General features: G+C 69.4%; 22 protein-coding genes and 1 pseudogene. 14 read left to right on the top strand and 9 right to left on the bottom strand.

Annotated elements, in window-relative coordinates; translation table 11 throughout:
* Positions 1 to 101: 101 nt before the first annotated feature.
* From PD653B2_RS20350 to PD653B2_RS20320, 7 genes are all read right to left on the bottom strand, one after another.
* Complete coding sequence (locus PD653B2_RS20350; protein ID WP_085874244.1) at positions 102 to 1,181, bottom strand: glycerate kinase; 1,080 nt, start codon at positions 1,179 to 1,181, stop codon at positions 102 to 104.
* The gene (locus PD653B2_RS20345) at positions 1,168 to 2,640 is read right to left on the bottom strand and encodes an aldehyde dehydrogenase family protein (protein ID WP_085874243.1); all 1,473 of its coding nucleotides are present in this window, start codon (positions 2,638 to 2,640) and stop codon (positions 1,168 to 1,170) included. Before PD653B2_RS20345 ends, PD653B2_RS20350 begins: the two co-directional genes overlap by 14 nt.
* Positions 2,637 to 3,806, bottom strand: coding sequence for an iron-containing alcohol dehydrogenase family protein (locus tag PD653B2_RS20340; protein ID WP_165763563.1), 1,170 nt, complete (start codon positions 3,804 to 3,806; stop codon positions 2,637 to 2,639). Before PD653B2_RS20340 ends, PD653B2_RS20345 begins: the two co-directional genes overlap by 4 nt.
* A 163-nt stretch (positions 3,807 to 3,969) precedes the next feature.
* Positions 3,970 to 4,641: a methyltransferase gene (locus PD653B2_RS20335; RefSeq protein WP_207559275.1), complete on the bottom strand. Its 672-nt coding sequence runs from the start codon at positions 4,639 to 4,641 to the stop codon at positions 3,970 to 3,972.
* Between the two features lie 14 nt (positions 4,642 to 4,655).
* On the bottom strand, positions 4,656 to 5,366 hold the full coding sequence (locus PD653B2_RS20330; RefSeq protein WP_085874241.1) for a GntR family transcriptional regulator: 711 nt from the start codon (positions 5,364 to 5,366) through the stop codon (positions 4,656 to 4,658).
* Between the two features lie 37 nt (positions 5,367 to 5,403).
* Complete coding sequence (locus PD653B2_RS20325) at positions 5,404 to 6,429, bottom strand: 2-hydroxyacid dehydrogenase (RefSeq protein ID WP_085874240.1); 1,026 nt, start codon at positions 6,427 to 6,429, stop codon at positions 5,404 to 5,406.
* Entirely contained in the window at positions 6,426 to 7,553 is a 1,128-nt protein-coding gene (locus PD653B2_RS20320) for an Ldh family oxidoreductase (RefSeq protein WP_165763562.1), read from the bottom strand. The genes PD653B2_RS20325 and PD653B2_RS20320 overlap by 4 nt, the downstream gene beginning before the upstream one ends.
* A gap of 460 nt (positions 7,554 to 8,013) precedes the next feature.
* Between PD653B2_RS20320 and PD653B2_RS20315 the strand changes: the two genes are divergently transcribed.
* Genes PD653B2_RS20315 through PD653B2_RS20280 form a run of 8 tightly spaced genes read left to right on the top strand, consistent with a single transcriptional unit; the run spans position 8,014 to position 16,327 of the window.
* Positions 8,014 to 9,465, top strand: coding sequence for an MFS transporter (locus PD653B2_RS20315; RefSeq protein WP_085874238.1), 1,452 nt, complete (start codon positions 8,014 to 8,016; stop codon positions 9,463 to 9,465).
* Positions 9,462 to 10,244 carry an SDR family NAD(P)-dependent oxidoreductase gene (locus PD653B2_RS20310; RefSeq protein ID WP_085874237.1) on the top strand — a complete coding sequence of 261 codons (783 nt, stop codon included), beginning with the start codon at positions 9,462 to 9,464 and terminating at the stop codon, positions 10,242 to 10,244. The genes PD653B2_RS20315 and PD653B2_RS20310 overlap by 4 nt, the downstream gene beginning before the upstream one ends.
* A complete protein-coding gene (locus tag PD653B2_RS20305) occupies positions 10,241 to 11,623 on the top strand; it encodes an aldehyde dehydrogenase family protein (protein ID WP_085874236.1) in 1,383 nt (460 codons plus the stop codon). Before PD653B2_RS20310 ends, PD653B2_RS20305 begins: the two co-directional genes overlap by 4 nt.
* Positions 11,623 to 13,026, top strand: a complete 1,404-nt coding sequence (locus PD653B2_RS20300) for a UbiD family decarboxylase (protein ID WP_085874235.1) — start codon at positions 11,623 to 11,625, stop codon at positions 13,024 to 13,026. The genes PD653B2_RS20305 and PD653B2_RS20300 overlap by 1 nt, the downstream gene beginning before the upstream one ends.
* The gene (locus PD653B2_RS20295) at positions 13,019 to 13,645 is read left to right on the top strand and encodes a UbiX family flavin prenyltransferase (RefSeq protein WP_207559276.1); all 627 of its coding nucleotides are present in this window, start codon (positions 13,019 to 13,021) and stop codon (positions 13,643 to 13,645) included. The genes PD653B2_RS20300 and PD653B2_RS20295 overlap by 8 nt, the downstream gene beginning before the upstream one ends.
* Before the next feature lie 41 nt (positions 13,646 to 13,686).
* Positions 13,687 to 14,901, top strand: coding sequence for a cytochrome P450 (locus PD653B2_RS20290; RefSeq protein WP_085874234.1), 1,215 nt, complete (start codon positions 13,687 to 13,689; stop codon positions 14,899 to 14,901).
* Between the two features lie 14 nt (positions 14,902 to 14,915).
* Positions 14,916 to 15,107 carry a ferredoxin gene (locus PD653B2_RS20285; protein WP_085874233.1) on the top strand — a complete coding sequence of 64 codons (192 nt, stop codon included), beginning with the start codon at positions 14,916 to 14,918 and terminating at the stop codon, positions 15,105 to 15,107.
* 17 nt (positions 15,108 to 15,124) lie between these two features.
* Entirely contained in the window at positions 15,125 to 16,327 is a 1,203-nt protein-coding gene (locus PD653B2_RS20280; protein WP_242665366.1) for an NAD(P)/FAD-dependent oxidoreductase, read from the top strand.
* A gap of 38 nt (positions 16,328 to 16,365) precedes the next feature.
* Here PD653B2_RS20280 and PD653B2_RS20275 read toward each other — a convergent pair whose 3' ends face one another.
* Positions 16,366 to 16,890: a PadR family transcriptional regulator gene (locus PD653B2_RS20275; RefSeq protein WP_085874231.1), complete on the bottom strand. Its 525-nt coding sequence runs from the start codon at positions 16,888 to 16,890 to the stop codon at positions 16,366 to 16,368.
* An 81-nt stretch (positions 16,891 to 16,971) separates the two neighbouring features.
* Here PD653B2_RS20275 and PD653B2_RS20270 point away from each other — a divergent pair, with 81 nt between their 5' ends.
* From PD653B2_RS20270 to PD653B2_RS20250, 5 genes are read left to right on the top strand one after another with little or no spacing between them, the layout of a single operon-like run.
* The gene (locus PD653B2_RS20270) at positions 16,972 to 18,543 is read left to right on the top strand and encodes a class I adenylate-forming enzyme family protein (protein WP_165763561.1); all 1,572 of its coding nucleotides are present in this window, start codon (positions 16,972 to 16,974) and stop codon (positions 18,541 to 18,543) included.
* Positions 18,540 to 20,942, top strand: a complete 2,403-nt coding sequence (locus tag PD653B2_RS20265) for a xanthine dehydrogenase family protein molybdopterin-binding subunit (RefSeq protein ID WP_085874229.1) — start codon at positions 18,540 to 18,542, stop codon at positions 20,940 to 20,942. The genes PD653B2_RS20270 and PD653B2_RS20265 overlap by 4 nt, the downstream gene beginning before the upstream one ends.
* Before the next feature lies 1 nt (position 20,943).
* A complete protein-coding gene (locus PD653B2_RS20260) occupies positions 20,944 to 21,723 on the top strand; it encodes an enoyl-CoA hydratase/isomerase family protein (RefSeq protein ID WP_085874228.1) in 780 nt (259 codons plus the stop codon).
* A gap of 7 nt (positions 21,724 to 21,730) precedes the next feature.
* Positions 21,731 to 22,636, top strand: coding sequence for an FAD binding domain-containing protein (locus tag PD653B2_RS20255; RefSeq protein ID WP_085874227.1), 906 nt, complete (start codon positions 21,731 to 21,733; stop codon positions 22,634 to 22,636).
* Positions 22,633 to 23,871 (top strand): xanthine dehydrogenase family Fe-S subunit, encoded by a 1,239-nt coding sequence (locus tag PD653B2_RS20250; protein WP_085874226.1) that lies wholly within the window; start codon positions 22,633 to 22,635, stop codon positions 23,869 to 23,871. The genes PD653B2_RS20255 and PD653B2_RS20250 overlap by 4 nt, the downstream gene beginning before the upstream one ends.
* A 171-nt stretch (positions 23,872 to 24,042) precedes the next feature.
* Here PD653B2_RS20250 and PD653B2_RS20245 read toward each other — a convergent pair whose 3' ends face one another.
* Entirely contained in the window at positions 24,043 to 24,819 is a 777-nt protein-coding gene (locus tag PD653B2_RS20245; RefSeq protein WP_165763560.1) for an IclR family transcriptional regulator, read from the bottom strand.
* A 165-nt stretch (positions 24,820 to 24,984) separates the two neighbouring features.
* On the opposite strand from PD653B2_RS20245, the pseudogene PD653B2_RS20240 reads away from it, so the two are divergent.
* Positions 24,985 to 25,230, top strand: a pseudogene (locus PD653B2_RS20240) (hypothetical protein); the annotation flags it as partial.

Genomic DNA, 25,230 nt, shown 5'->3' with positions numbered 1-25,230 from the left:
GTGCGGAGTCGGTGCAGCGGGACGATGTTGGTATACCGTACGCAGTTTTTGGAATGCCAGTCAAGAGAAATTGTGACGGTCGTCATGCGGATCGCGGCGGATCACGGCGCTGGGCGGGCTGGCTCCCCCGGCTGGGCCCGAACGGCGACCAGGGCCACCTGGACGGTCTCCCTCAGCGCATCCGCGGGCTCGGCGAAGGCACGCTCGGATCCCGCGGTCCCGATCATGGTCCGCACGCAGACTCCGGGGGGAGCGACATCGGCGTCGCCGGCGACGACCACGATGCCGCGACCGCCAGCGACCGCCTCGGCCACCACGACGCCGGGGGCCTTGCCGGCCAACGTCGTCGTGTCGAACCGGCCCTCGCCGGTGACCACCAGGTCCGCCCACGCGAGGTGGTCGGCGAACCTCAGCTCGCGGAGAACCACACGGGCGCCGTCCACCAGCGTCGCTCCTGCGGCGAACAGGGCGCCGGACAGGCCACCCGCAGCGCCGGTTCGGGGCGAGTCCCAGACATCGACGCCGAAGCGCTCGAGATACTCGAGGCGGACACCGCGCAGGCGCTCCGTCAGCTCGGCGACCTGGGCGGCGTCGGCCCCCTTCTGGGGTCCGAAGACCACGGCCGCATCCCGAAACGGCGTCTCGACGTCGGTGAGCACCTCCACCGTCTCTCGCGCGAGCGGCAGCCGGTCCCCCAGGGCACGCAGCGCGCCTGCGCCTCCGTCGGTGGTGGCGACGCCGCCGACGCCGACGAGCACCCGGCGGGCACCCTCGTCGAGAGCATGTCCGATGAGTTCGCCGACTCCGGCGCTCGTGGCACGAACCGGGTCGTTCCGCTCGGCGCCGCCGGCGAGGACCAGGCCACAGGCCTCGGCCGCCTCGATCACGGCAACGCCATCGGAGAGCCGCCAGCTCGCGTCCACCGGTCTCCCGTGGGGACCGGTGACGCGGGAGCGTCGGTTGGGTCCGCCCAGGACGGCAAGCGTGCCGTCGCCGCCGTCGGCGACCGGCATCAACCGGGTCTCTGCCCCCAGCTCGCGAGCGACCGAGGAGATGACCTCGGCGGCATCGGCAGCGGTCAGCGTCCCCTTGAACTTGTCAGGGGCGACCAGCACCCGGACCCCCACGAGCGGACCGGGACCGCCGCCGGAGGAGCCTGCCCGCCGCTCATGGCTTGACATAGGCCACCTTGAGCTGCGTGAAGAACTCCGCGCCCGTCTCGCCGATGGAGTACGCGCCGAGACCGCTCGCACCGACGCCGCCGAAGGGGACGTGGGGCTGGCTCGCCGTGCCGTGGTTGACGTGCACCATTCCCGCACGGGCTCCACGCACGAAGGCGAGCGAGCTCTCCAGGCTGTCCGCGAACACGACCGCGGCCAGGCCGTACTCCGCTTCGTTCGCGACGTCGATCGCCTCGTCGAGGTCAGCGACGCGGAGCACCGAGAGGACCGGGCCGAACACCTCGCTGCGCGCGACGTCCATCGTGCGTGTGACCTGATCCAGCACCACGGGAGTCACGAACCCTGCGTCGGTGCGTGGCTCACGACGGGTGGCGGGCACGGCGCCCGCCTGGACCGCGCGTTCCACGTGCTCCCGCACGGAGGCGGCGTGCTGTGGCGTGACCAGCGGGCCGATGTCGACGCCGGGCTCGTCCGGAGCGCCGAGCGCGGCGGCGTCGAAGGCAGCAGCCAGCTCGGAGACCAGGGCGTCGGCGATGTCACGGTGCGCGAGCACGCGACTGATCGCCGTGCAACGCTGCCCGGAAGCCTGCAGGGCTGCGGAGGCGATCTCCGGGACCGCTCGCTCGAGGTCGGCGCTCGCGTCGACGTACACAGCATTCTTGCCGCCGAGCTCCAGCTGCACAGGCACCAGGCGCTCGCCCGCGGTCGCCGCGATCGATCGGCCGACCGCGGTCGAGCCCGTGAAGGACACGCCGGCAACGCTCGGATGCGACACCAAGGCGGCGCCGGTGCGCCCGGTGCCGGTGACCACGTTCAGCAAGCCCGCCGGGGCGCCCGCCTGCGTCAGCAGGTCAGCCAGAGCAAGCGCGCACAGCGGCGTCTGGTTCGCGGGCTTCAGCACCACGGCGTTCCCATACGCAAGTGCGGGAGCGATCTTGCGCACGGGCGCGACCACGGGGAAGTTCCACGGCGTGATGGCTCCGACGACGCCCAACGGTTCTCTGGTGGTGTAGACGAGCACCCCAGGGGTCGCACTCGGATACGTGGAGCCGGTGAGTCGGGCAGCCTCGCCCGCCGCGTAGTCGATCTCGGCCAGCGCACGCTGGATCTCTCCCAGGCACTCGGACATGATCTTGCCCATCTCGCGGGAGGCGAGCTCGGCGAGCTCCTGCTTGTGCTCCGAGATGAGGGCGGCCCAGGCCCGCAGCAAGCCGGACCGCGTCGCGGGAGCCGTCCCGGCCCAGGCGAGGGCCGCGTCGGCGGCCGAGCGGACCGCGGCGTCGACCTGCGCCTCGTCGGCGAGCCCGATCTGCGCGATGCGGGAGCCGTCGACCGGCGAGAGGAGGTCGTAGCTCTGCTCGGCAGCTACCGCGGCGCCACCGATCCTGAGGCTGTGTACGCGAGCGAGGTCCGCTCCGAGCACATCGTCGGAGACCTGGCCGGTCGTGGTGGGTGTCATCGGGCGTCCTCCAGCAGGTCCTTGAGGTCCTCGACCGTGGCCTCACGAGGGTTGGCGAGCAGGTTGTCACTGCGCTGGGCGAGCTCGATGACTCGGTCGTAGTCGGTCGGCAGGACGTCGAAGTCCCGCAGGCGCGCGCCCATGTTCGTGTCCCGCTGGAGCGATCCGATGGCGCCGGCGAGATCCTCGGCGGACGGATCGAGCGCGGCGGCCATCTCGGCATCGCGCTGCGGGTCGGCCGCCTGGTTGAAGGCGGCCATGGGACGCAGCATCATGCTCACCGCGACCCCGTGCGGCACGTGGTGGGTGGCTCCGAGCGGGACAGCGAGGCCGTGGGCGAGTCCCAGGCGCGTCGAGTTCGACGCCATCAGGGCCGAGGTGCTCGCGGCCTGCATCCCGGCGCGCGCGACGAGATCCCCGGGAGTCGCGACGGCTGCACGCAGGTGACGCCCGATCAGCGTCATCGCCCGCAGCGCCAGCGCCTCGGAGATGGGGTTGCTCCAGACGCTGCCGAACGACTCGACCGCGTGCCCGAGTGCGTCGAACCCGGTGCTCGCGGTGAGGTGTGCGGGCAGGCCCGTGACCAGTCGTGCGTCCAGGAGCGCGACCTGCGGCATGATCCGCATGGAGCTGATCGAGCTCTTGGCCCCGTCCGCGCTGTCGGTGAGCACCGAGAAGCGCGCGACCTCCGAGCCGGTGCCCGAGGTGGTCGGGATGGCGATGAGCGGCAGCGGGTCGACCTGGACCTTGTCCACGCCGAGCAGATCCCGCACGGAGCCGGTCCCGGTCACCGCGGCTGCGGCCGCCTTCGCTGCGTCCATGGCACTGCCGCCACCGAACGCGACCACGCCGTCGTGACCCTCCGCGCGCATGCGGTCGGCCAGCTGCTCGACCACCTCGATGGTCGGGTCCGACTCGACCTCGGAGAAGACCGTGTAGTCCACGCCGGCCCGATCGAGCTGCGCGACCACTGCGTCACGCACCGGGCCCTCGCGGAGGCCGCGGTCGGTCACAGCCATGACGCGGGTGACGCCGCGAGCGGCGAGCAGGTCGGGCAGCTGGTCGAGGACGCCGACGCCGGAGATGACGACAGCGGGCAGCTCGAAACGGGTGGCGCGGAGCGGATCCCGCTCACGCCGGGCGACAGAGGTCTGGGACAAGGTCACGGGGTGGACTCCAGTGGTGAGGTCATGACGACATGGACGGTTGAGCGCGGGCAGGCAGCAGGCGCTGACCGGGCACGGCGGCCCGGTGCTAGGCGCACAGCTCGTACGACGACGCTGCGGGCTCGTTGAGACGATCGAGGATTCGGCCGGGAAGGAACCGGTGTCAGAGGCGACGCAGCGAGAGCGAACGGTCGATCCAGCTGCGGTCCCAGGTGCCGTCGGCGATCGCGGCCTCCTCGGCACCTTCCGCATCGGCCTTGGCCTCTGCGAGCGCGATGATCTCCTCCGCGCGCTCCAGCGGGATCACGGCGACGCCGTCCTCGTCCGCCACGATGAGGTCACCGTTGCGGACAGGGACGCCACCGATGCTGACCGTGCCACGCAGCTCCCCCGGACCGTCCTTGTACGGACCCAGGTGGCTCACCCCGGCAGCGAAGACCGGTGGGGCGTGACGGCGGAGGTCGGAGCGATCGCGGACCGCGCCGTCGACGACGATCGCCTCGATCCCCCGACTCGCCGCGTATCGCCCCATCAGGCCTCCGAGGATGGCCCGGTCGGTGGATCCACCGGCGTCGACGACGAGGATCTCGCCGGGCCTGGCGACGTCGAGCGCCTTGTGGACGACGAGGTTGTCGCCGGGACGGGTGCGGACCGTGAGGGCCGGCCCGGTGACGATCTGCCCCTCGGCAAGACCCTCGACCGGCGCGATGCCCACCGCCCCGGCCAGCCGGGCGGAGACGTCCGAGACGAGTGAGGTGGCGAGGACCTGGAGACGCGCCAGCAGGTCCGGCGGCGGCAGCGGCTTCTCAGGATGGGCGATGCATTCGATGGTCACGCAGGGTCTCCTCGTCAGTTGTCACGGCGGACGGCGTTGGGCGCGTCCGCTTCCGCGTCGCGTCTCGCGCGGATCTGCTCGATCATGAGTTGTTCGCCGGTACGCAGGTGGGCGAGCAGCTCGACCCGCGCCCGCTCGAAGTCACGACTGGCGATCGCGGACGCGATGGCTCTGTGCTCGTCCAGCGTTTCGTCAGCACGACCGGCCGCAGCAGTGATCAGGAAGTGCCGCCCGCGGTCGATATGGCTTTCGATGACGCTGTACATGTCGTTCAGCCGCCGGTTCGGACTGCACGCCACGATGGACTTGTGGAAAGCGTTGTCCTCGGCGAAGTAGTCCGCATAGCGCTCCTGCGGCACGGCTTGCGGATAGTCGTGGAAGAAGTGAGCCAGGTGCTCGACGGCCTCGTCCGGCGCCGCAGCGAGCGCCTCGATACCGGCTGGCTCCATCAGCTGGCGCAGCTGGAAGAGCTCCCGCACGTCCTGCTCGGTGAAGTCGCTGACAGCCCATCCGGACCGTCCGCGGGACACGACCAGACCGACCCCCTCGAGCCGGTGCAGTGCCTCGCGGACGGGCGTGCGGCTGACACCCAGGTCCTCGGCCAGCTCGCGGTCGCGCAGGATGGAGCCTGGGGGCAGGTCGCCGCCGATGATCGCAGCCCGCAAGAGCTCCGTGGTGCGGTCACCGAGCTGGATGGGTTCGATTGGCGCCAGTCGAGAGTTCATGCGAGGGCCTTCCGCGTCGGATGTGCCAGCTGGTGCCTCATCTTGACACCACCTCGTCGGCCTGCCCGCGAACTCCGGACGGACGGCTGTGGGTGCCGACCGGGTCGACGGCTACCGCGCCGTCGAGCACCGCACGGACGTTGGCTGCCGCGCGGGCGGTCATGGCTCGGCGGACCGCGTCGGTGGCGCTCCCGACGTGCGGGGTGAGGACAGTACGCTCCCGGACCGCCAGGAGCGCGGGCGCGACCGCTGGCTCGTGCTCGAACACGTCGAGCCCAGCACCCCAGATCCACTTCTCGCTGAGCGCCCGAGCGAGCGCCTCCTCGTCCACCAAGGGCCCCCGCGCGGTGTTCACCAGGATGGCACTGGGCTTCATCTTCCGTAGACGTGCCTCGTCCACCAGGTGGCGGGTGTCGGGCGTGAGGGGGCAGTGCAGAGACACGACATCGCTGGTCTCGAACAGCTCGTCGAGATCGACCCGGAGAGCCGGCACGTCCAGCTCAGGCGCCGCCTTGCGTCCGCTCGAGCTGTAGACCACCTCCATGCCGAAGCCGTAGTGGGCGCGCTTCGCCACTGCGGTGCCGATCTGCCCCATCCCGACGATCCCCAGCCGTCGACCGGAGACGTCGACACCCATCGGATGCTGGAGGAGCTCCCAGCCTCGGAAGGCTCCCTCCCGCATCATCGCGTCACCTTCGACGACGCGCCGCGCCACGGCGAGCATGAGGGCGATCGCCAGGTCCGCGGTGGCTTCGACGAGGACACCGGGCGTGTTGGTGACCACGACGCCGGCCTCGTCAGCGGCCGCGACATCGATGTTGTCGTAGCCAGCCGCGATGTTCGCGACCACGGCCAGCCGCGGCAATGCCGTGAGGACCTCGGCGTCGACGCGGTCGGTGAGCTGGGTGAGGAGGGCCCGCGCATCCGGGTGGTCGGCGAGCTCGCGCCGCAGTCGGGCCGCCGCGTCCGCGCCGGCACAGTCGAGCCTCACGACATCGTGCCCGGAGGCGGACAGCACGCCGAGCTCCTCGTCGAACACCGGCCGGGTCACCAGGACCTTCATCGGCCGTGCTCCACGGCGGTCAGGAGCTCGCCCACCTGGGGCACGGAGTACTCGACGGTGAGCCGACGGAGGTCTTCGGCGACCGTCGCGGTCAGCTGGATCCCGCCCTCCAGGGCGCGTGCGAACCGATCCTCCTCGATCTCTCCGGGCAGGAAGACTCGATCCTGGCCCACTGCGGGCGGCAGCGCGTGAACGCGGTCGACGAACGCGTCGACGTTGCCGGCGAAGCCTCCGTCGGCCAACCAGGCACCGGGGTCGACAGCGCCGAACACATGGCCGACCCGCTGGGGCCGGTCCCAGTTCTCGTACATGTCACCGATGTCGTCGCCGGAGACCCCGGACAGCAACGCACCACAGAGCAGGTCGATGCCCATCGCCATGCCGGAGCCCTTCGGACCCGAGAACGGGAGGACGGCCCCAGCAAGGGCGGCGACCGGGTCGTTCGTCATGCGACCGTCGACATCGACAGCCCAGTCATTCGGGACCTCTCCGACGCCCGACCTGGCCATCGAGATGATCTTGCCTCGCGCCGCGTTGCTGGTCGCCATGTCCAGCACGATCGGAGGCGCGTCGGCACGGGGCACGGAGTAGCCGAACGGGTTGGTTCCGACGGCGCGGCTCCGGCCGCCGTGGTAGGCCATCACCGCTGGACCGTTCGTCATCGCGAAGCCGATGAGCCCGGCCTCGGCGATCCCGCGCAAGAAGAACGAGAGCGTGCCGCAGTGGTTGCTGTTCAGAACACCGACGAAGCACACACCCGACTCTCGAGCGCCGGCGATCGCCTCGCCGACGGCGACCTCTGCTCCGACCTGACCAGGCGCGTTGTGAGCGTCCACCCGGCGCGTGGCACCGCGTCCCGTCACCGTGGGCACGGCGGTCGCGTCGACGAGCTTCTCGCTGACACGGCGTGCATAGATCCGGGCGCGACTCACGCCGTGGCTGCTGATGCCCCGCGCCTCGGCGTCCACCAAGGACGCCGCAACGAGCCGGGCCCGGGGCTCGGGGAAGCCAGCCGCACTCAACACGGAGCTGACGACCGTCTCGAGGTCCGCCAGCGCGATGACGACGTCGGCGCCGTCCGCCGCGTGCTCGATGTCGTAGCCGCTGAGGTCAGGGGTGCTCACAAAGGGGTCCTTACCGGTTGTTTTCGGCGTTTGGTACACCATACACCGAATGCAGTTATGGTCAATCAGCGCTCGCGTCCGCCCGCTACGTTCGAGATGAGCAGGCGCCCCCCGTCCGCCGCGGCGCAAGTCGCGGCCCCGACGCGTTCCGGGAGCGCAGCACGGCCTCCTCGACCAGCGCATGGGCCGAGAACTATTGCGGGTGCATACCGACCGCGAGGGGCCCACCCAGCGCACGCCATCTCACTCACACCCATCCTGCTCGGGGTGCAGCAGCAGCCACATCAGCAGCTCCGCCAGTCTCCGCGACCGTCCCGAGCCCACCTGGGATGGGCACGCCGCCGTCATGTGACGCTTGACACCATCCGTAACGGACTGTACGTTTCAGGCCATCTAAATCAGATGGTCTCTTTTGGATGATGCTCTGTCCGGGCGGCCCTTTCGGAAGGACAAGCCGAGCATGTCGCAACAGCAACATCGCCAGTCGGGGCCGGAAGACCACAGTCCGTCACGGGCACCACTTGCGGCGGCCTTCGCATCGGTCGCAGGTTGGTCCTTCGACCTCTTCGACCTCTTCATCCTGCTCTACGTCGCGGGCCCGGTCGGAAAGCAGATCTTCCCGGCGCACAGTCAGACCCTCAGCCTCGCGGCGGTCTTTGCGTCCTTCGCCGTCAGCATCCTGATGCGCCCGGCCGGCGCGGCCTTCTTCGGTGAACTGGCCGACCGGAAGGGGCGCAAGACCATCATGGTCACCGTGCTCGCCGGAGTGGGCGTGTCGACCGCGGCCATGGGCCTGGTCCCGACGTACGCGGCGATCGGATTCCTGTCCCCGATCATCTTCCTGGCCCTGCGCATCATCCAGGGCTTGTTCGTCGGCGGCGTGACCGCAACCACGCATACCCTCGGCACCGAGAGCGTCGCGCCTCGCTGGCGGGGTCTCATGAGCGGGCTCATCGGCGGAGGAGGCGCCGGTCTCGGCGCCGCCATGGCGAGCGTCGTCTTCATCGTGGTGACCAGCATCTACTCCGATGCGGCGTTCGAGGCGCACGGCTGGCGTGTGATGTTCTTCAGCGGGCTGCTGGGCGCGGTCCTGAGTCTCTTCGTCCTGATGAAGGTCGAGGAGTCGCCGCTGTGGCACGAGCAGCAGGCCGCCGCCAAGATCAACCCAGCGGTCGTCGACCCCCAGCGCACCCGGTTCCGCGATCTCGCCACCGGCGGCTATCGCAAGATCCTGATCATCAACATCGCGGTCGCAGCGGGTGCCGGCGCCCAGTACTACCTCACCTCGGGCTTCCTCCCCACCTTGCTCGGATCCGTCATCAAGATGCCCGCCAGCAGCCGAGGAGAGGTGCTCCTCGTCGCCAGTCTGGTCGTTGTCGTCTCGGCAACCCTGGCTGGGGAGTTGAGCGAACGGATCGGTCGTCGTACGACGATGCTGTGGATCGGCGGAGCGAACCTCGTCCTGCTCCCGGTGATCACGCTCGTGCTGGCCAAGGTAGACCCCGGCGACACCGGCACGGTGTTGCTGTTCTCCTGTCTGCTCGCGTTCTTCGCCAATGCTGCCTACGCGCCGGTGATGATCTTCCTCAACGAGCGCTACCCGACCGCTCTGCGGTCCCGCGGTACGGCGGTCTCTTGGAACACCGGCTTCATGCTCGGTGGTCTCCTGCCGACGTTCGTCAACCTCCTCAGCCCTGGCCTCGATGACGTCCCCGGCCGACTCGCGGTCTTCCTGGTCGCGTCGGTCCTGGTCTTCCTGGTCGCGGTCTGGGTGAGCCCCGAGACGCGAGGAGACATCGACCGGAAGGCCGACCTCGCCGTCGGACTCGAGGACGAGGTGCCCAAGACACGTCTCACCACTCCCCACTCGTCAAGCAGCGAGGTGGCCGACAACGAAGGAACCACCGCATGAGCCTCCCCGAGATGTCCCTCGCCGACCGGGTGGTGCTGCTGACCGGCGTCACCGGTGACATCGGCGCCACCTACGTGAAGGCGTTCACCGCTGCGGGTGCCAGCGTCGTCGCTGCCGATCTGCCCGCTCTCGAGGATGACGGCCAGGGCATCGTCAACGAGGCAACAGAGGCGGGTCCCGGCCGCGCGGTCTTCGTGCCGTGCGACATCACCGACGCAACGACCGTCGAACACGCGGTCGACACCGCAGTGAAGGAGTTCGGCGGCCTGCACAGCGTGGTCAACAACGCAGCCATCTATCGCACCCTGGGCGCCAAGCGTCCGCTCACGCAGCTGACGTGCGACGAGTGGGAGCTGGTGCTGCGGGTCAACGTGATCGGGATGTGGCAGGTGATCAAGGCCGCCGCGCCGCACCTGGCCGTGAGCGGCCACGGGCGGATCGTGAACATCTCCTCGGTCGTCGCCCGAAACGGTGCCCCGGGCTTCGCGCACTACGTCGCGTCGAAGGCGGCGGTCGAAGGCCTGACCCGCTCGGCGGCCCGCGAGCTCGGAGCGGACGGCACCACCGTGAACTCGGTCTCCCCGGGACTCGTCGACGACACGGCGACCCGGGATCTGAACTCCGGCGACTACCTCGCCGCTGCTGCCAGTTCACGGGCGATCCCGCGAGCCATGGTCCCCGAGGATCTCGTCGGCGCGGTGACCTGGCTCGCCGGTCCGGCCTCTGGCTTCGTCACCGGCCAGACGCTCATCGTGGACGGAGGTGGGACGTTCGTATGACCAACTCCGACTTCCAGCCACTCGACCCCACGACGCTGGAACCGTTGCCTCCGGTGACCGCGGCTACGGCGGACGAGCTCGACGCCGCCGCGGAAACCTCCGCAACGTCGATGACCGGATCCTGGCCACGTGACCACCGACGCAGGTCCGAGGTCATGCAGGCGTGGGCCGACCTGATCCGCGACGAGTCCGATCTCTTGATCACCCAGCTGGTGCGCGAGACCGGCAAGTCCCGGACCGAGGCCCGCACGGAGATCTCGGGCAGCATCGACGCCTTGCGGTTCAACGCCGGCCTGGCGCGACTCCCCCTGGGCAGCGCCGGGTCCCTCCACGACGGCAGTGAGGCGCACCTCGTTCGCGAACCGGTTGGACCGACGGTCTTCATCACGCCGTGGAATTGGCCGATCCTCCTGCTCCTGCGCGACCTCGCGCCCGCCTTCGCGGCGGGTGTCACCGCGTTGGTGAAGCCGGCGCCCCAGACGACCGGGGTCACCGAGCGGGTGATCACCCTCGGGCACCGGGCCGGGATCCCGGTCGAGGTGCTGCAGTGCCTTCCCGGCGGTGCCGACGTCGGCTCCGCACTGGTCCGGCACCCGGCCACGGCCGCGGTCGCGATCACCGGGTCGACCGAAGCGGGCCAGGCCGTGATGCGTGAGGCCGCCGAGACCATGACCCGCCCGCTGCTCGAGTTGGGCGGCAAGGCCTCGATGCTGGTGCTTCCCGACGGCGACCTCGAGGCAGCGCTGGAGCAGGCGGCCCGCGCCGCGATCGTGACCAGCGGACAGATGTGCATGGCCTGCACACGCGTGCTGGTCCACCAAGACGATCTGACTTCGGCGGAGAAGATTCTCGGGGCTGCCTTCGCGGAGATCAGCCCGGCCGACCCGCGCAAGCCGGACAGCGTGATGGGCCCCCTCGTGTCGTCAGCGGCGATGGCGAAGGTGAACGGCTATCTCGACCTGGCACGCCGCGACGCCCGGATCGTCGTCGGCGGCGAACAGGTCCACCCGGACGGCCTACCCGGCAACTTCCTGACCCCCGCGCTCGTGACCGACGTCGAGCCGAGCTCCCGGCTGGTCCAAGAGGACATCTTCGGACCGCTGCTGACCCTCGAGTCCTACGCAAGCAGCGACGCGGCACTCGAGCTCGCCAACGCCACGCCGTTCGGGCTCGCCGTCTCGGTCTGGTCACGCGATCTCTCGCACGCCATGTCGGCGGCCCGCCAGCTCAAGGCAGGGACCGTGTGGGTCAACGGTTACAACCGCTCCTACAGCGAGATGCCCTCGGGCGGCGTACGGATGTCCGGCCTCGGTCGGACCCGCGGCGTCGAGGGACTGGCCCAGTTCACCGAACTCAAACACATCCACTTCTCGATCTGATGCCCGGCCATCACGAGGACATCGACGACCAGGTGTGGCCAGGCGCCGCCGACCTCAGGGGTTGGCTCGCGCTGCTTCGAGAGCGCGGCGAGATTCGTTCGCTCGCCGCCAGCATCGACCCGGACCAGGAGGTGGCCGCTGTCCTGGCCCGGTGCGACGGACGCAGTGCCGTTCTGTTCGAGTCGGTGCAGGGATCGGCCTTCCCGCTCGTCGGCAACACGCTCGCGACGCGCGCGGATTTCGACGAGCTGCTGCAGTGCGCGCCACATGACGTCGTGCGCAGGCTCGGCGACGCGATCGCATCCCCAGTCGGCTGTGAGGAGGTGCCCATCGGTGACGCCCCCGTAGCGGCCGTCCACGACACCGGAGAGGATCTGCTCTCCGATCTGCCGCTGCCGGTGCAGCACGAGCACGACGCCGGTCGCTACCTCACCTCTGCCCTGCTGACGGTGCGCGACCCGCGCACCGGCCGCACCAACCTGTCGATCAACCGCCTTCAGGTGGCCGGGCCGCGTGAGCTGAGAGTCCTGCTCCTACCAGGTCGGCTGCGGTCGATCTTCGACGAGCACGAGCGCCGCGGTGAGGACCTGTCCATCGCCTTGTGCATCGGCGTCGACCCGGCTCTGACACTCGCCTCCCAGTCCCCCGCGGTGGCCGACCTGGACGACCTCGAGGTCGCCAGTGCTCTGCATCCTCGCGCGCTCGAGGTCGTCACGCTTCCGGGGCACGACACCCCCGTGCCGGCACGCGCGGAGATGGTGCTCCTCGGCAAGGTGCGGGCCGGGCGACGCGCCGAGGAAGGACCGTTCGGGGAGTACCCGCGCACCTACGGACCCGCCGGCCAGGCCCCGGTGATCGAGCTGACGGACCGGTGGCGGCGCGAGGATCCGATTGCGCAGACCATCCTCTCCGGAGGACGCGAGCACTTCTGGGTCGGCGGCCTCCCCCGCGAGGCGCGGCTGTTCCAGGCCTTGGAGGCAGCCGGGACCCGACCGCACGCGGTCCGGCTCACCGAAGGCGGCTCCTGCCGGATGCACGCGGTGGTCGCGCTGCGCAACGCGTCGCCCGGCACGGCCAACCACGCTGCGATGGCCGTGTTCGGCGCACTGGCACCCGTGAAGCTGGTGGTGCTCGTCGACGAGGACGTGGACGTCTTCGACGACGAGATGGTCGGATGGGCGGTCGCCACCCGGTTCCAGGCCGACCGGGACCTGCTCGTCGTCCCGCACACCCGCGGAGGCGGGCTCGACCCCTCGGCCGAGGAAGGGCCCACGGCCAAGCTCGCCATGGATGCGACGGTGCACCCCGACAAACGCTCGCACCACGCCTTGATGGCGTCCCGGATCAGCGACCCATCTCGGCTGGACGACCTCATCGACCATCTGGAGCCCGGCCTTGGCTGACCTCGAAGAACCGACCCGCGTCATCGTCGCGATCACCGGCGCCTCCGGCATCGGCTACGGCGTACGCGCGCTCGAACTGCTGCGACAAGCCCGGGTCGAGACCCACCTGGTCATCACCCGGTCGGGCGTGGCCACGATCGGCCAGGAGACCGATCTGTCGGTGGCGGAGATCAAGGACCTCGCCAGCGTCGTGCACTCGACGACCGATCTGGGCGCCTCGATCTCGAGCGGCTCGTTCCCGGTGGCCGGCATGCTGGTCGCCCCGTGCAGTGTGCGCACCCTGTCTGGCATTGCCAACAGCTACGACGAGAACCTGGTCGTCCGCGCCGCAGACGTCACCCTCAAGGAACGGCGCCGGCTGGTCCTCCTGCTCCGCGAGTCACCGCTCCACATCGGACACCTGCGACTGATGACACAGGCCACCGAGGCGGGAGCAGTGATCATGCCGCCGGTGCCGGCGTTCTACACGCGCCCGACCTCGGTCGAGGAGATCGTTGACAACACCGTGCACCGCGCTCTCGACCTGCTCGGGCTGCCGCAGGTCCACCACCGCCGGTGGGTCGGTGAGCGTCGCGCCCGCGAGTCCACCACCGACGAGCTCGCAGCCCCGAACCCATGACCGCCTCGCACGAGGAACCGTCCGACTCAGGGAGCTGAACCATGGCAGACGACCAGAGAACGCACAGCACCGTCGAGAACCCGGTGACCGACACGGACCAGAGACTGGTGTTCGAGCCGCACGCGCCGGACCTCACGCCAGAACGCGCCTACGAGCTCTACGAGGAGCTCCGGTCTGAGTGCCCGGTCGCCCACGGCGAGAAGTACGGCGGCTACTGGGCGATCTCCCGGTACGACGACGTCAAGGCGGCCGCCGCCGACCACCAGCGGTTCTCCTCCACCGGGGGCGTCTACGTCCCCGCCGTCTCCGACCACCGGTTCCCACCCATCGACTTCGATCCGCCGGAGCACGCGGCCTTCCGCAAGCTGATCGCTCCGTTGACAAGTGCCGTTGCGGCCAAGCAGATGGAGCCTGCGATCCAAGCCACCGTCGACCGGCTGATCGACTCCTTCATCGACACCGGCAGGGCCGAACTGGTGGAGCAGATGTCGATCCCGCTGCCGCTGGACGTCATCACCCAGCTCTACGGGTTGCGGCCCGAGCAGGCGGACGACATCCGCGGCTACTCGCTGGAGTTCCTCGACCATGCCTCGGGCCCCCAGGCGCAGGCGGTGATCGCCGGGGTCGCGGACTACTGGATGACCGTCTTCGAGGAGCGCCGTCAGCAGCCCGGCGACGACTTCATCTCCCAGCTGCTGACGATCAACTTCGACCTCGAGGTCCCGGACGAGGTGCTCGCCAACATGATGTTCATCCTCACCTACGCCGGACACGACTCCACCGCGCTCGGTCTCGGCAACGCACTGATGTACCTGGCAGAGCACCCCGAGATCCACGCTCACCTTCTCGAGGACGAGCGTCGGATCCCGACCGCGATCGACGAGATCCTGCGCTACAACGCCCCCCTGCAGTGGTTCCCTCGGCTCGCGATGGAAGACGTCACGATGGGCGACGCGCACATCTCCGCGGGTGAACGGATCATGTTGCTGTTCGGTTCGGCAAATCGGGACAGCGCCGTGTTCGTCGACCCGGACGAGGTCATCCTGGATCGCAGCCCCAACCGGCACCTTGCCTTCGGTGCCGGCATCCACAGCTGCCCGGGGATGCCGCTTGCCAAGTCAGAGATGCGGATCGCGGTGACCACCCTGCTCAAGCGGCTGCCCGGGTTTCACGTCGACGGGACCGTCGAGCGGACATCACCGCTCGAAGGCGGGGGGCGCCATCTCGGCGTGCGCCGGCTGCCGGTGACCTGGTGAACGGGGGGCGGGACATGCACATCACCATCGACGCCGACAAGTGCTGTGGCTACGGCGACTGCGTACTGGCCGCGCCGGAGCTGTTCGACATCAACGACGACGGGGTGGCGTACCCACTGGTCTCGGACGTGGGTGTGGGGCTGCAGGAGCAGGCCGAGCAGGCAGCAGCTTCGTGCCCGGTCGAGGCGATTGAGCTCACCTCCTGATGGGATCGCTTCGCCGAGTGGCGATCATCGGGAGCTCGCTGGCCGGGATCCATGCGGCCGAGGCGCTGCGGAAGGCCGGCTACGACTCGACGATCACGATGGTCGGTGAGGAGCAGCACCTTCCGTACGACCGTCCGCCGCTGTCCAAACAGCTGCTGAGCGGCAGCTGGGACACGCCACGTATCCAGTTGCGCCCGCACGACGTGATCGAGGGACTCTCCCTCGACTGGCGCCGAGGCCAGCCCGCGATCGCGCTGGATCCCGACGCACGCGAGGTGGAGCTGCAGGACGCAAGCATCGTGGAGTACGACGCCTTGCTGGTCACGACCGGGACGAAGCCTCGGTCTCTCCCGGTTCCACTCGGCCTCACCGGCGTGCACACGCTCCGGACGCTCGACGACGCCCTCGCCATCCGAGCGGCTCTCGACGCGATGCCGCGGGTCGTCGTCGTGGGCGGCGGCTTCATCGGTGCGGAGGTCGGGGCAGAGGCGAGGCGGCGAGGACTGGGCGTCACGATGGTCGAGGCGCTGCCCCGGCCACTGTCCAGGGGTCTGGGCGACCACATGGGCGAAATCTGCGGGGAGCTGCACGTCGCCCATGGCGTGGACCTGCGCTGCGGAGTGACGGTCCGCGGGTTCGCGGGTGAGGGGCGACTGGAGCGAGTCGCGCTGGACGACGGCACCGTGGTCGAGGCCGACCTGGCGGTCGTCGGCGTCGGCTCGGAGCCGGCCACGAAGTGGCTCGAGACGTCCGGTCTGGAGATCGACAACGGCGTCGTGTGCGATGCGTTCTGCCGGGCCAGCGCCCCAGGCGTGTACGCCGCGGGGGACGTCGCCCGCTGGCACCACCCGATGACCGACGAGCTCGGTCGCGTCGAGCACTGGACCAACGCCAGGGAGCAGGCAGTCGCCGCCGTGGCGACCTTGCTGGCCGACCACGACCATCCCGGGGCCCGCATGCTCACCGCGTATGCACCGGTGCCGTACGTCTGGTCCGATCAGTACGGATCCAGGATCCAGGTGGCCGGGTGGACCGGAGGCAGCGACGAGGTGTCCGTGCATCGCGACGCGGAGCTCGGCACGACGGTGGCGCTCTACCGGTTCGGTGACCGCCTGGGTGGCGTAGCCGGAATCAACGCCACCCGTCGGCTGCTGCCGCTGCGCCGGATGGTCGCGGACCGAGCCGGCTGGGACGAAGCGCTGGCGGCTGCCGCCGTCTGAGGCCGTGCTGAAGCCCGCCCGACTGCATCGGCACCGCGTCAGCTGCGTTCCTTCTCCAGGTCCTGCCAGAACCGCAGCGCGGCGTGCTCGATCGCCAGACCGAGACCCAGTGGCACCATGCGGGCCGCCACGTCCTCGCGCTGACCGAAGCGCGCCTGCATCTCCTCATAGGTGGAGATCCGCTCCTGGTGCTGCTCGATCTGCTCGCGAGCCAGGTTCAGGATGTCCTTCGACTCCGCGAACTCACCGAAGAACAGCTTCAGCTCGCCGACATCACGGACCTGCAACGGTTCCTCCGTCGGCTCGGCCAGCCATGCGCGCAGCGCCGTCATGCCGGCATCGGTGACGGTGTAGGTCTGTCGCCGGCGGCCGTCCTTCTCGGCCTGCAGGTCGAGCAGTCCGAGCTCGTAGAGCCGTTTGGGCTCGGAGTAGAGCTGCGCGTGCGGGAACGGCCAGAAGTAGCCCACCGAGTGGTTCACCGCTCGCTTGAGCTCGTACGACGTCGACGGCCCGCGCATCGCGATCATCCCCAGCACGACGTACGACGTGGTCGTCAGCCTCATGTTTGACATGGTCCGAAGCGTACCGTAATCTGCTGAACGTCTGAATCATATCATCTGGCTGAGACGGTGAAGGAGCACATGGTGGACCTGGCAACGGCTCTGCGGTGGACCACCGAGCGCTACCCGCACCGACGAGCCATCGGCGGCCCCGCCCCCCTGACCTACGCCGAATGGGACGTCCGCACCGAGCAGGTCGCGCATGCCCTGCACCACCTGGGCGCAGCCGAAGGCAGCCGGGCGATCTTCCTCCTTCGCGGCGGCGAACCCCTGGCGACGTTGCACATGGCCGCTCAGAAGGCTCGGGTCGTCTCCCTGCCCCTGTCCACGCGGCTGAGTCCCGACGAGCTGGCCTACTGCATCGACGACTGCGATCCGGCACTGATCGCGGTCGACGAGTCCACGCACGCACTGGTGGTCGCGGCACTGCGGCAGACCGCGGCGAAGTCACCGCCCGTCGTGTGGGCCGGTGAGCCCGAGGACGCACCTCTCGGAACCTCTTCCCTCCACCACACGGCCGCGCAGGCCCCGACGACCAGGGTCCCAGCCACGCCGCGGGGCGACGACATCAGCGTCATGCTCTACACCTCAGGCACCACGGGTCGACCGAAGGGTGTCCCCCGAACACACCGGGCCGAGCACTACGCCGCAGTGGCGCACCTGATCCAGACCGGACACGCCCCCGGCGAGGTCGCCCTGGGTGTGATGCCGCTGTTCCACACCATGGGCCTGCGCACCCTGCTGGCCAGTGTGGTGGCCGCCGGCACCTGGGTGCCCCAGGCCAAGTTCGAGGCAGAGTCCTCACTGGACCTGATCACCTCCGAGGGAGTCAGTGCCCTCTATCTTGTGCCGACGATCTTCTGGTCGCTGCTGGAGACCGGTCGGCTGGAGGAGGCGACGTCGGTCCGCAGGCTTGCCTACGCCGGCGCCTCGATGACCCCGACGCTCGCCCAGAAGCTCGCTGACGTCGTCCAGCCCGAGCGTTTCGTCAACCACTTCGGCAGCACCGAGATCTACACGTTCACGATCGGACCCGACGCGGCGAACAAGCCGGGGTGCGCCGGTCGTGCCGGCGTGTTCTCCGAGGTACGGCTGGTCCACCCCGATCCCAGCGCCTCGCCAGAGCAGACGGTGGCTCCCGGTCAACAGGGCCAGGTGGTTGTCTCGATGCAGAGCCTGGAGGCCTTCGGTGGCTACTGGCACCGACCGGACGCGGACCGTTCGGCCATTCGCGAGGGCTGGTACTTCACCGGCGACCTGGCCACCGCGGACGAGGAGGGCGACCTGTGGGTGTCCGGACGGGTCGACGACATGATCAACTCCGGCGGCGAGAACATCTACCCGGAGGAGATCGAGAACGCCCTGGCCAACAGCCCCGACGTCCGCGAGGTCGTGGTCGTGGGCACCCCCGACGACAAGTGGGGTCATGCCGTCACCGCGTTCCTGGTGGGTGCACCTGATGACTCTCCCAGCCAGACCATCGAGAAGATCGAGCGGTTCTCCCGTGACGAGTCCGGTCTCCCCTCGATGAAGCGGCCCAAGCGCTTTGTGGTGGTCGACCAGATCCCCAAGTCCGCGGTGGGAAAGATCCTGCGTCGTCGACTGACCGACGGCGACTTCGTGCGACTTGCAGACTCCGGCGAGGAGACACCATGACCGAGCTTGCCCGTATCGAGGATGCTGCGCTGCTCACCGGCCAGGGCCGGTTCCTCGACGACCTCGATCCGCTCCCCGGGACCCTGGTGGCCACCGTGGTGCGGAGCCCCCACGCGCATGCGCGAATCCTTTCCGTCAACCTCGACCGGGCACGGGCCCAGCCCGGTGTGGCCGCAGTGATCGGCCCCGAGGAGATCCTGGCTACCCTCAAGCCGTTCCCGCTGTCGGTCAGCGCCCCCACGCCGTACTACCCGACCGCCACCGACAAGACCCGCTTCGTGGGCGAGCCGGTCGCCGTGGTCATCGCCTCCGACCGGTATCTCGCCGAGGACGCCGCCGAGTTCGTCGAGATCGACTACGAGCCGCTGGCTGCGGTCGTCCGCACCGATGCCGCCCTGGAACCCGACGCGCCTCGACTGCACGACCAGGCCGAGAGCAATGTCGCAACCGACCGCACCTTCGAGTTCGGCGACGTCGATGGTGCGTTTGCTGCCGCGCAGCACGTGGTCAGCCGCAGCTACTCCTTCCCGCGCTACTCCTCCACACCGATGGAGTGCTACTCCGTCGTGGCCGACTGGCGGGACGGGCGTGAGGGACCCGAGGTCACGGCGCACGCCAACTTCCACGGCCCGTTCTCCATGGCACCGGTGGTCGCCGGCGCGCTCGGCATCCCGACGTCCTCACTTCGTCTCGTCGTGCCCGCCGACATCGGCGGCAGCTTCGGCATCAAGTCGGCCGTCTATCCCTACATCGCGCTGATGGCCGTGGCCAGCAAGTACGCCGGCCGGCCAGTCCGGTGGACGGAGGACCGGCTCGAGCACCTCCTGGCCAGTTCGTCCGGGTCGGACAGACTGATGACCTTCGAGGCAGCCGTCGACCACCAAGGCGTGGTCAGCGCGCTTCGGGTGGACCTGATCGACAACGTGGGAGCCTATCTGCGGCCCCCCGAGCCCAGCACGCTCTACCGGTGCTTCGGCAACATCACCGGCGCCTACGACATCGACGCGGTGACCATCCGGGCTCGCGCGGTGGTGACCAACAAGGCACCCACCGGGCTGAACCGCGGCTTCGGCGGACAACAGCTGTACTTCGGGCTCGAGCGGCTGATGGACGACATCGGCGTCGTCTGCGACATCGACCCGGCCGACATCCGTCGCCGGAACATGGTGCCGGCGGACGCGTTCCCCTACGCCACGCCCAGCGGTGGCATCTACGACTCGGGCGACTACCACAGCGCACTGGACCTGGCCCTGGAGAACGCCGACTACGAGGGGCTGCGCAAACAGCAACGCATCGTCCGCGAGAACGGCGAGTGGATGGGCATCGGGATCGCCACGATCGTCGACCCCTCGGCCACCAACATCGGCTACGTCGGCCTTGCCACACCCGTGCAGGACCGCACTGCCAAGCGTGGCAAGTCAGGGTCCACCGAGCACGTTCGTGTCAGCGTCGACCCGCAGGGGATCGTGTCGGTCCTCCTCGGCACCGTGCCCCAGGGTCAGGGCCACGCCACCGTCGCGCGCGACATCGTGGCCGAGCATCTGGGCCTCCCGGTCGCTCAGGTCCGGCCCCGTGTGGAGATGGACACCGCGACGACGCCCTGGACGATCAGCTCTGGAAGCTACTCGTCTCGTTTCGCGCCGCTGCTGACCAGCGCTCTCCTCGAGGCCTGCGACCGGATCGCCGAGACGATCAAGCTGGCCGGTTCCGTGCTGCTCGGCGCGGATCCCGCGGCGCTGGAGCTGATCGACGGGACGGTCCGGGTGGCCGACGAGCCCAGCCGATCGGTCGCCTTCCGGCACGCCGCCGGATTGGTGCACTGGGATCCTGGCTCCTTGCCGGAGGGCGTCTCGGCCCGGCTCTACGAGGAGGCGGCCTTCACCCCTCCGCAGTCGAAAGCGGCTTCCCGCACCGACCAGATCAACTCCAGCCTCTGCTACGGCTTCGTCGCCGACGTGGTCGCCGTACGCATCGACAAGGAGACGCTCAAGGTCACCATCGAGAAGCTCTCCAGCGTCCACGACGCGGGCACGATCTTGAACCCCACCCTGCTCGAGGGCCAGGTGCACGGCGCCATGGTCCAGGCGCTCGGCGGTGCGCTGTTCGAGGAGATGACCTACTCCGACGCCGGTCAGCCGACCGCCGGCACGTTCATGGACTACCTCTGCCCCACCTCCGCGGAGTCCTGCTTCCCGCTGGTCAGCGGCCACCAGGAGACGCCGTCACCGCTGACCCGGCTGGGGGCCAAGGGGTCGGGGGAAGGCACCTCCATGAGCCTGCCCGTGGCGATAGCCAATGCCGTTGCCGATGCCCTCGCACCGGAGGGCATCGAGATCACTTCGATGCCGCTGCACGGAAACGTCCTGCACCAGCTGCTCAACACCACGAAAGGGAGCTGACATGCCACTCACCGGAGGCGAGATCCGCCTCGACCACAGCCACGACGGTCGAGTCGCCAACCTCACCATCGACCACGGTCGCTACAACGTGATCACGATGGAGACCCGGCAGATGATGCAGGACCGCTTCACCGAGATCGACGCCGACCACCGCGTGCAGGTCGTGGTGATCCGCGGCGAGGGCGAGCACTTCACCTCAGGCGGCGACATCGCCGGCTTCATGGAGGTGGACCCGATCGACCTGACCGACCTCGGACACAATGTGACCGCGGCCGCCCGGAGCCCGAAACCGGTCATCGTCGCCATCGACGGCTACTGCTTCGGCGTCGGCCTCGAGCTGGCGCTGGCCGCGGACATCCGGCTCGCCACGGACCGCTCCCGGTTTGCGCTCCCGGAGATGAAGCTCGGCATGATGCCCGGCAGCGGCGGGACCCAGCGGCTTGCCCGGCTCATCGGTCTGTCCCGTGCCAAGTACCACATCCTCACCGGTGAGCGGATCACCGGCCAGCAGGCGTTCGACTGGGGCCTCACCGCTGCGAACTGTGCCGACGGTGACGAGTTGGAGCAGAAGGTCGACCACGTCGTCACGATGCTGCTCGGCTACTCCCCGGTCGCGCTTCGCACTGCCAAGGAGGTCCTGGACCGAGGCGTGGACGGCCCGCTCTACACGGGCATCGAGCTCGAACGGAAGGCGTACTCGATGTTGCGCGCCACCCACGACTTCGCCGAGGGCGTCGCCGCGTTCGGGGAGAAGCGGACCCCGAAGTTCCAGGGCCGGTGACCTCCCCATGAAGGCCGCCCCGTTCGCCTACGTCCGCCCCGGCACCGTCGAGGACACCGTCGTCGAGCTCGAGCTCGAGGGAGCCAAGGTCCTGGCCGGTGGCCAGTCGCTGGTGCCCGTGCTGGCTATGCGGCTGGGGCGCCCGTCCTCCCTGGTGGACCTGAGCGCCGTCCCGGAGCTCACGAAGCTGTCGCGCGACAACGGCTCGCTGCGAGTGGGCGCGATGGTCCGGCAGCGCCAGGTGCAGTACGACGACCTCGCCCGAGCGGTGCCCCTGCTCGGGCTCGCGTTGCCGTGGGTGGGCCACCGCGAGATCCGCAGCCGCGGCACCGTGTGCGGCAGCATCGCACACGCCGACCCGTCGGCCGAGCTGCCGGCGATCGCGAGCTGCCTGGGCGCCACGATGACGCTGCGCAGCACCCGCGGAAGCAGGCAGGTCTCCGCCGGTGACTTCTTCACCGGTGCCATGTCGACCGTGATCGAGCCTGACGAGCTCCTCACCGAGGTGTCCTTTCCTGTCGCCTCCCCCGACGAGGGTTTCGGCTTCGGGGAGTTCGCTCGTCGCCACGGTGACTTCGCCCTCGCCGGCGTCGCGGTGCGCGTCAGGACCACTGGTGAGACGGTGACCGCGAACATCACCTGCTTCGGGGTCGCCGACCGGCCGGCCAGCGCCGACGTCTCGACCCACCTGCGCGCCGCGCTGGACGTGACCGGTCCGGAGCCCGACGAGGCGGATCTTCGCCGAGCCTTGGCCGCCGGCCCCGCTGAGGAGATCGCAGCCGCGGTGGTCGACACGGTCGGCGACGCGCATGCCAGTCCCGGTTATCGCCGGCAGCTGGTGGCCGGGCTGCTCTCCCGCCAGCTCAGCCGCGCCTTCGTGAAGTCCCGCCGCCGAGAGTCCGGAGTCCGATGAACCTCCCCACAGCGCAGAGCCGCACCGCATCCAGCGACACCGTCGAGGTCAACCTGAGCGTCAACGGCAGCTCCGTCTCCATGTCGCTGCCGGCTCGGGTCACCCTGTCCGACGCGCTACGAGACCACCTCGGTCTCACCGGCACCCACGTCGGGTGTGAGCACGGCATCTGCGGCATGTGCACGGTGCTGGTGGACGGCGAAGCCGCTCGGGCCTGCCTGCTGTTCGCGGTCCAGCTCGATGGCGCCGAGGTGACGACGGTCGAGGGCTTGGGGCGCCAGGACGATCTGCATCCGCTGCAGGAGTCCTTCGGTCGCCATCACGCCCTGCAGTGTGGTTTCTGCACTCCGGGATTCCTGATGAGCTCGTACGACCTGCTCAGCCATGAGCCGGAGATCACCCGCGAAGATCTGCCCTCGGAGCTGTCCGGCGTGCTGTGCCGCTGCACCGGCTACCGAAACATCATCGACGCCGTCGACGACGTGGCCGAGAACTTCCGGGGCGGCCTCCCGGCCCCTGGCAACTGCGGCAGCCGCACGCTGGTGGGCCGGACACCCGCAGGATCAACCGGCACCGCCAGCACCGACACCACCGAGGACGTCGATCCCACCCACGGGCAAGGGCATCCCGAACGGATCAACCTGCCCACCGGCGAACCGACGATCGCGATCGACCTCACCAGCGCCCTGACCTCGAGCCCGGCGGACGTCGCCCGGGTGATGGGCGACGTACGCCTGCTCGCCCGCTGCCTGCCCGGCGCCGAGCTGACCGATGTGCTCGGCGACGACTGGTACCTGGGTCGAGCGCAGGTGGCTCTCGGTCCGGTGCGACTGTCATTCCAGGGCATGGCTCACGTGCTGGAGCAGTCGCCGGAGCGGATCGCGATCAACGCCCAGGGCAAGGACACCGGTGGGGGCAGTGCGCAGGCCCGCATCGTCATGGTGGCCGAGCCCTCTGCCTCGGGTACGTCCCTGCACGCGGAGGCGAGCGTGTACCTGACCGGCCGGATAGCTGGCTTCGGGCGCTCGCTCGCCGGCGATGTCAGCCGGCGCATGTTCGAGGACTTCGCGCGAGCGATCGACCAGGCGGCGGCCGGCGTGGAACCCGACGCCGCCGCCGCTCCCCCGAGCGGGTTCACCCTGCTCGCAGCCGCAGTAGGGGGACGGATCAGGGCGCGCTACCAGCGGGTCAGGGTCGCAGCGCGTCGTCGCTTCGGCCGCTCGGGAGGTGACTGAACGGGCAGAGCGGTGTGGACCGCCCCGGCGAGTCCGGAGACTCCCGTCCTGGGGAAGGATGGAGTCACGTCAGGGAGTACGTCGCAGAGGTACCCGGTCGAGTTGCGTGAGCGTGCGGTCCGGATGGTCGGTGAGATCCGGCCGGACGGCCGGATTACCTGCTTCAGGACACTAGAGGCTCTTCGCCGCAGCGAGCGTGCGCAGTTGGCGACCGACTCCGAGGGCGGCTGCTACTACCGCCGACCGGACCGTGTCAGGTCGAAACCGTTGGGCGCCACCGGCGACCGAGAGCGCGCCGACGACGTGCCCGTCAGCGTTCGTGATCGCGGCGGCGACGCACGTCATACCGACCGACGATTCCTGGCGGTCGTAGGCGTGACCGCCTTCACGGATCTTGCGGAGCTCGGCGTTGAGGAGCGCGGGCTGAGTGATCGTTGCCGTGGTCATTCGCTCCAGTCGCTGCCGAAGCACGCGCTGTGCGGTCTCCGCGTCAGCATGGGCAAGAAGTACCTTTCCGACGCCGGTGCAGTGCAGTGGCATGTGCCCTCCGACGCGCGTCAGAGATGTCACCTGACGACGACCGACGATCTTCTCGACGTACAGCGCTGACAGATCGTCGCGAACGGCAAGGTGGACGGTCTCGTGGGTGGCCTCATAGAGGTCCTGCATGAACGGGAGGGCGGCTTCACGAAGCTCGACACGTGCGGGCACCGCCAAGAGCAGCCGGAAGATCCGGTTGCTGAGAGTGAACCCTTCCTCGGTTCGTTCCAGCCATCTCAGGTCGGCTAGTTGAGTCACGAGCCGGTGGACTGTCGTCTTGGGCAGACCAGTGCGCCGGGAGAGTTCAGAGAACGTCAGCGGCCGCCCATCACCTTCGAACGCGCTGAAGATGAGGTGAGTGCGTTCGGTCACGGAGTCCGGCACGGCGGTCCGTTCAGTGGATCGCATTCCGCAACTGTAGCCGCCGTCACACGATGATGTGACGCAAGAACGAGAGCCATAGGACTGCCGAGCTGGGGGGCAATCGGGAGGTTCAGGTCGGGCAGCGAGAATCTGCACCTCCCCCGAACTCCGCATGCATCGTCGGCCCCGCAAGTCGAGCCAAGGTGAAGCATGACAACTGATCAGCAGGTACGGCGCGCTCTGGCGCGCGTCGAGCGTGGCGCCGCCCTGGACGTGGCGGAGGCGACGGTCCTGCTCGCCGCCACCGGTGCGGACCTGGACCGGCTGGGTGCCGTGGCGGCGAGGGTGCGCGACGCCGGCCTGCTCGCGGCGGGTCGGCCCGGGGTGGTGACGTACTCGCCGAAGGTGTTCATCCCGGTCACCAAGCTGTGCCGGGACCGGTGTCACTACTGCACG

Origin of the sequence: Nocardioides sp. PD653-B2, assembly GCF_002117935.1 — a bacterium.
Classification (GTDB): Bacteria; Actinomycetota; Actinomycetes; order Propionibacteriales; family Nocardioidaceae; genus Nocardioides.
This window is presented reverse-complemented; position numbering and strand designations above follow the sequence as displayed.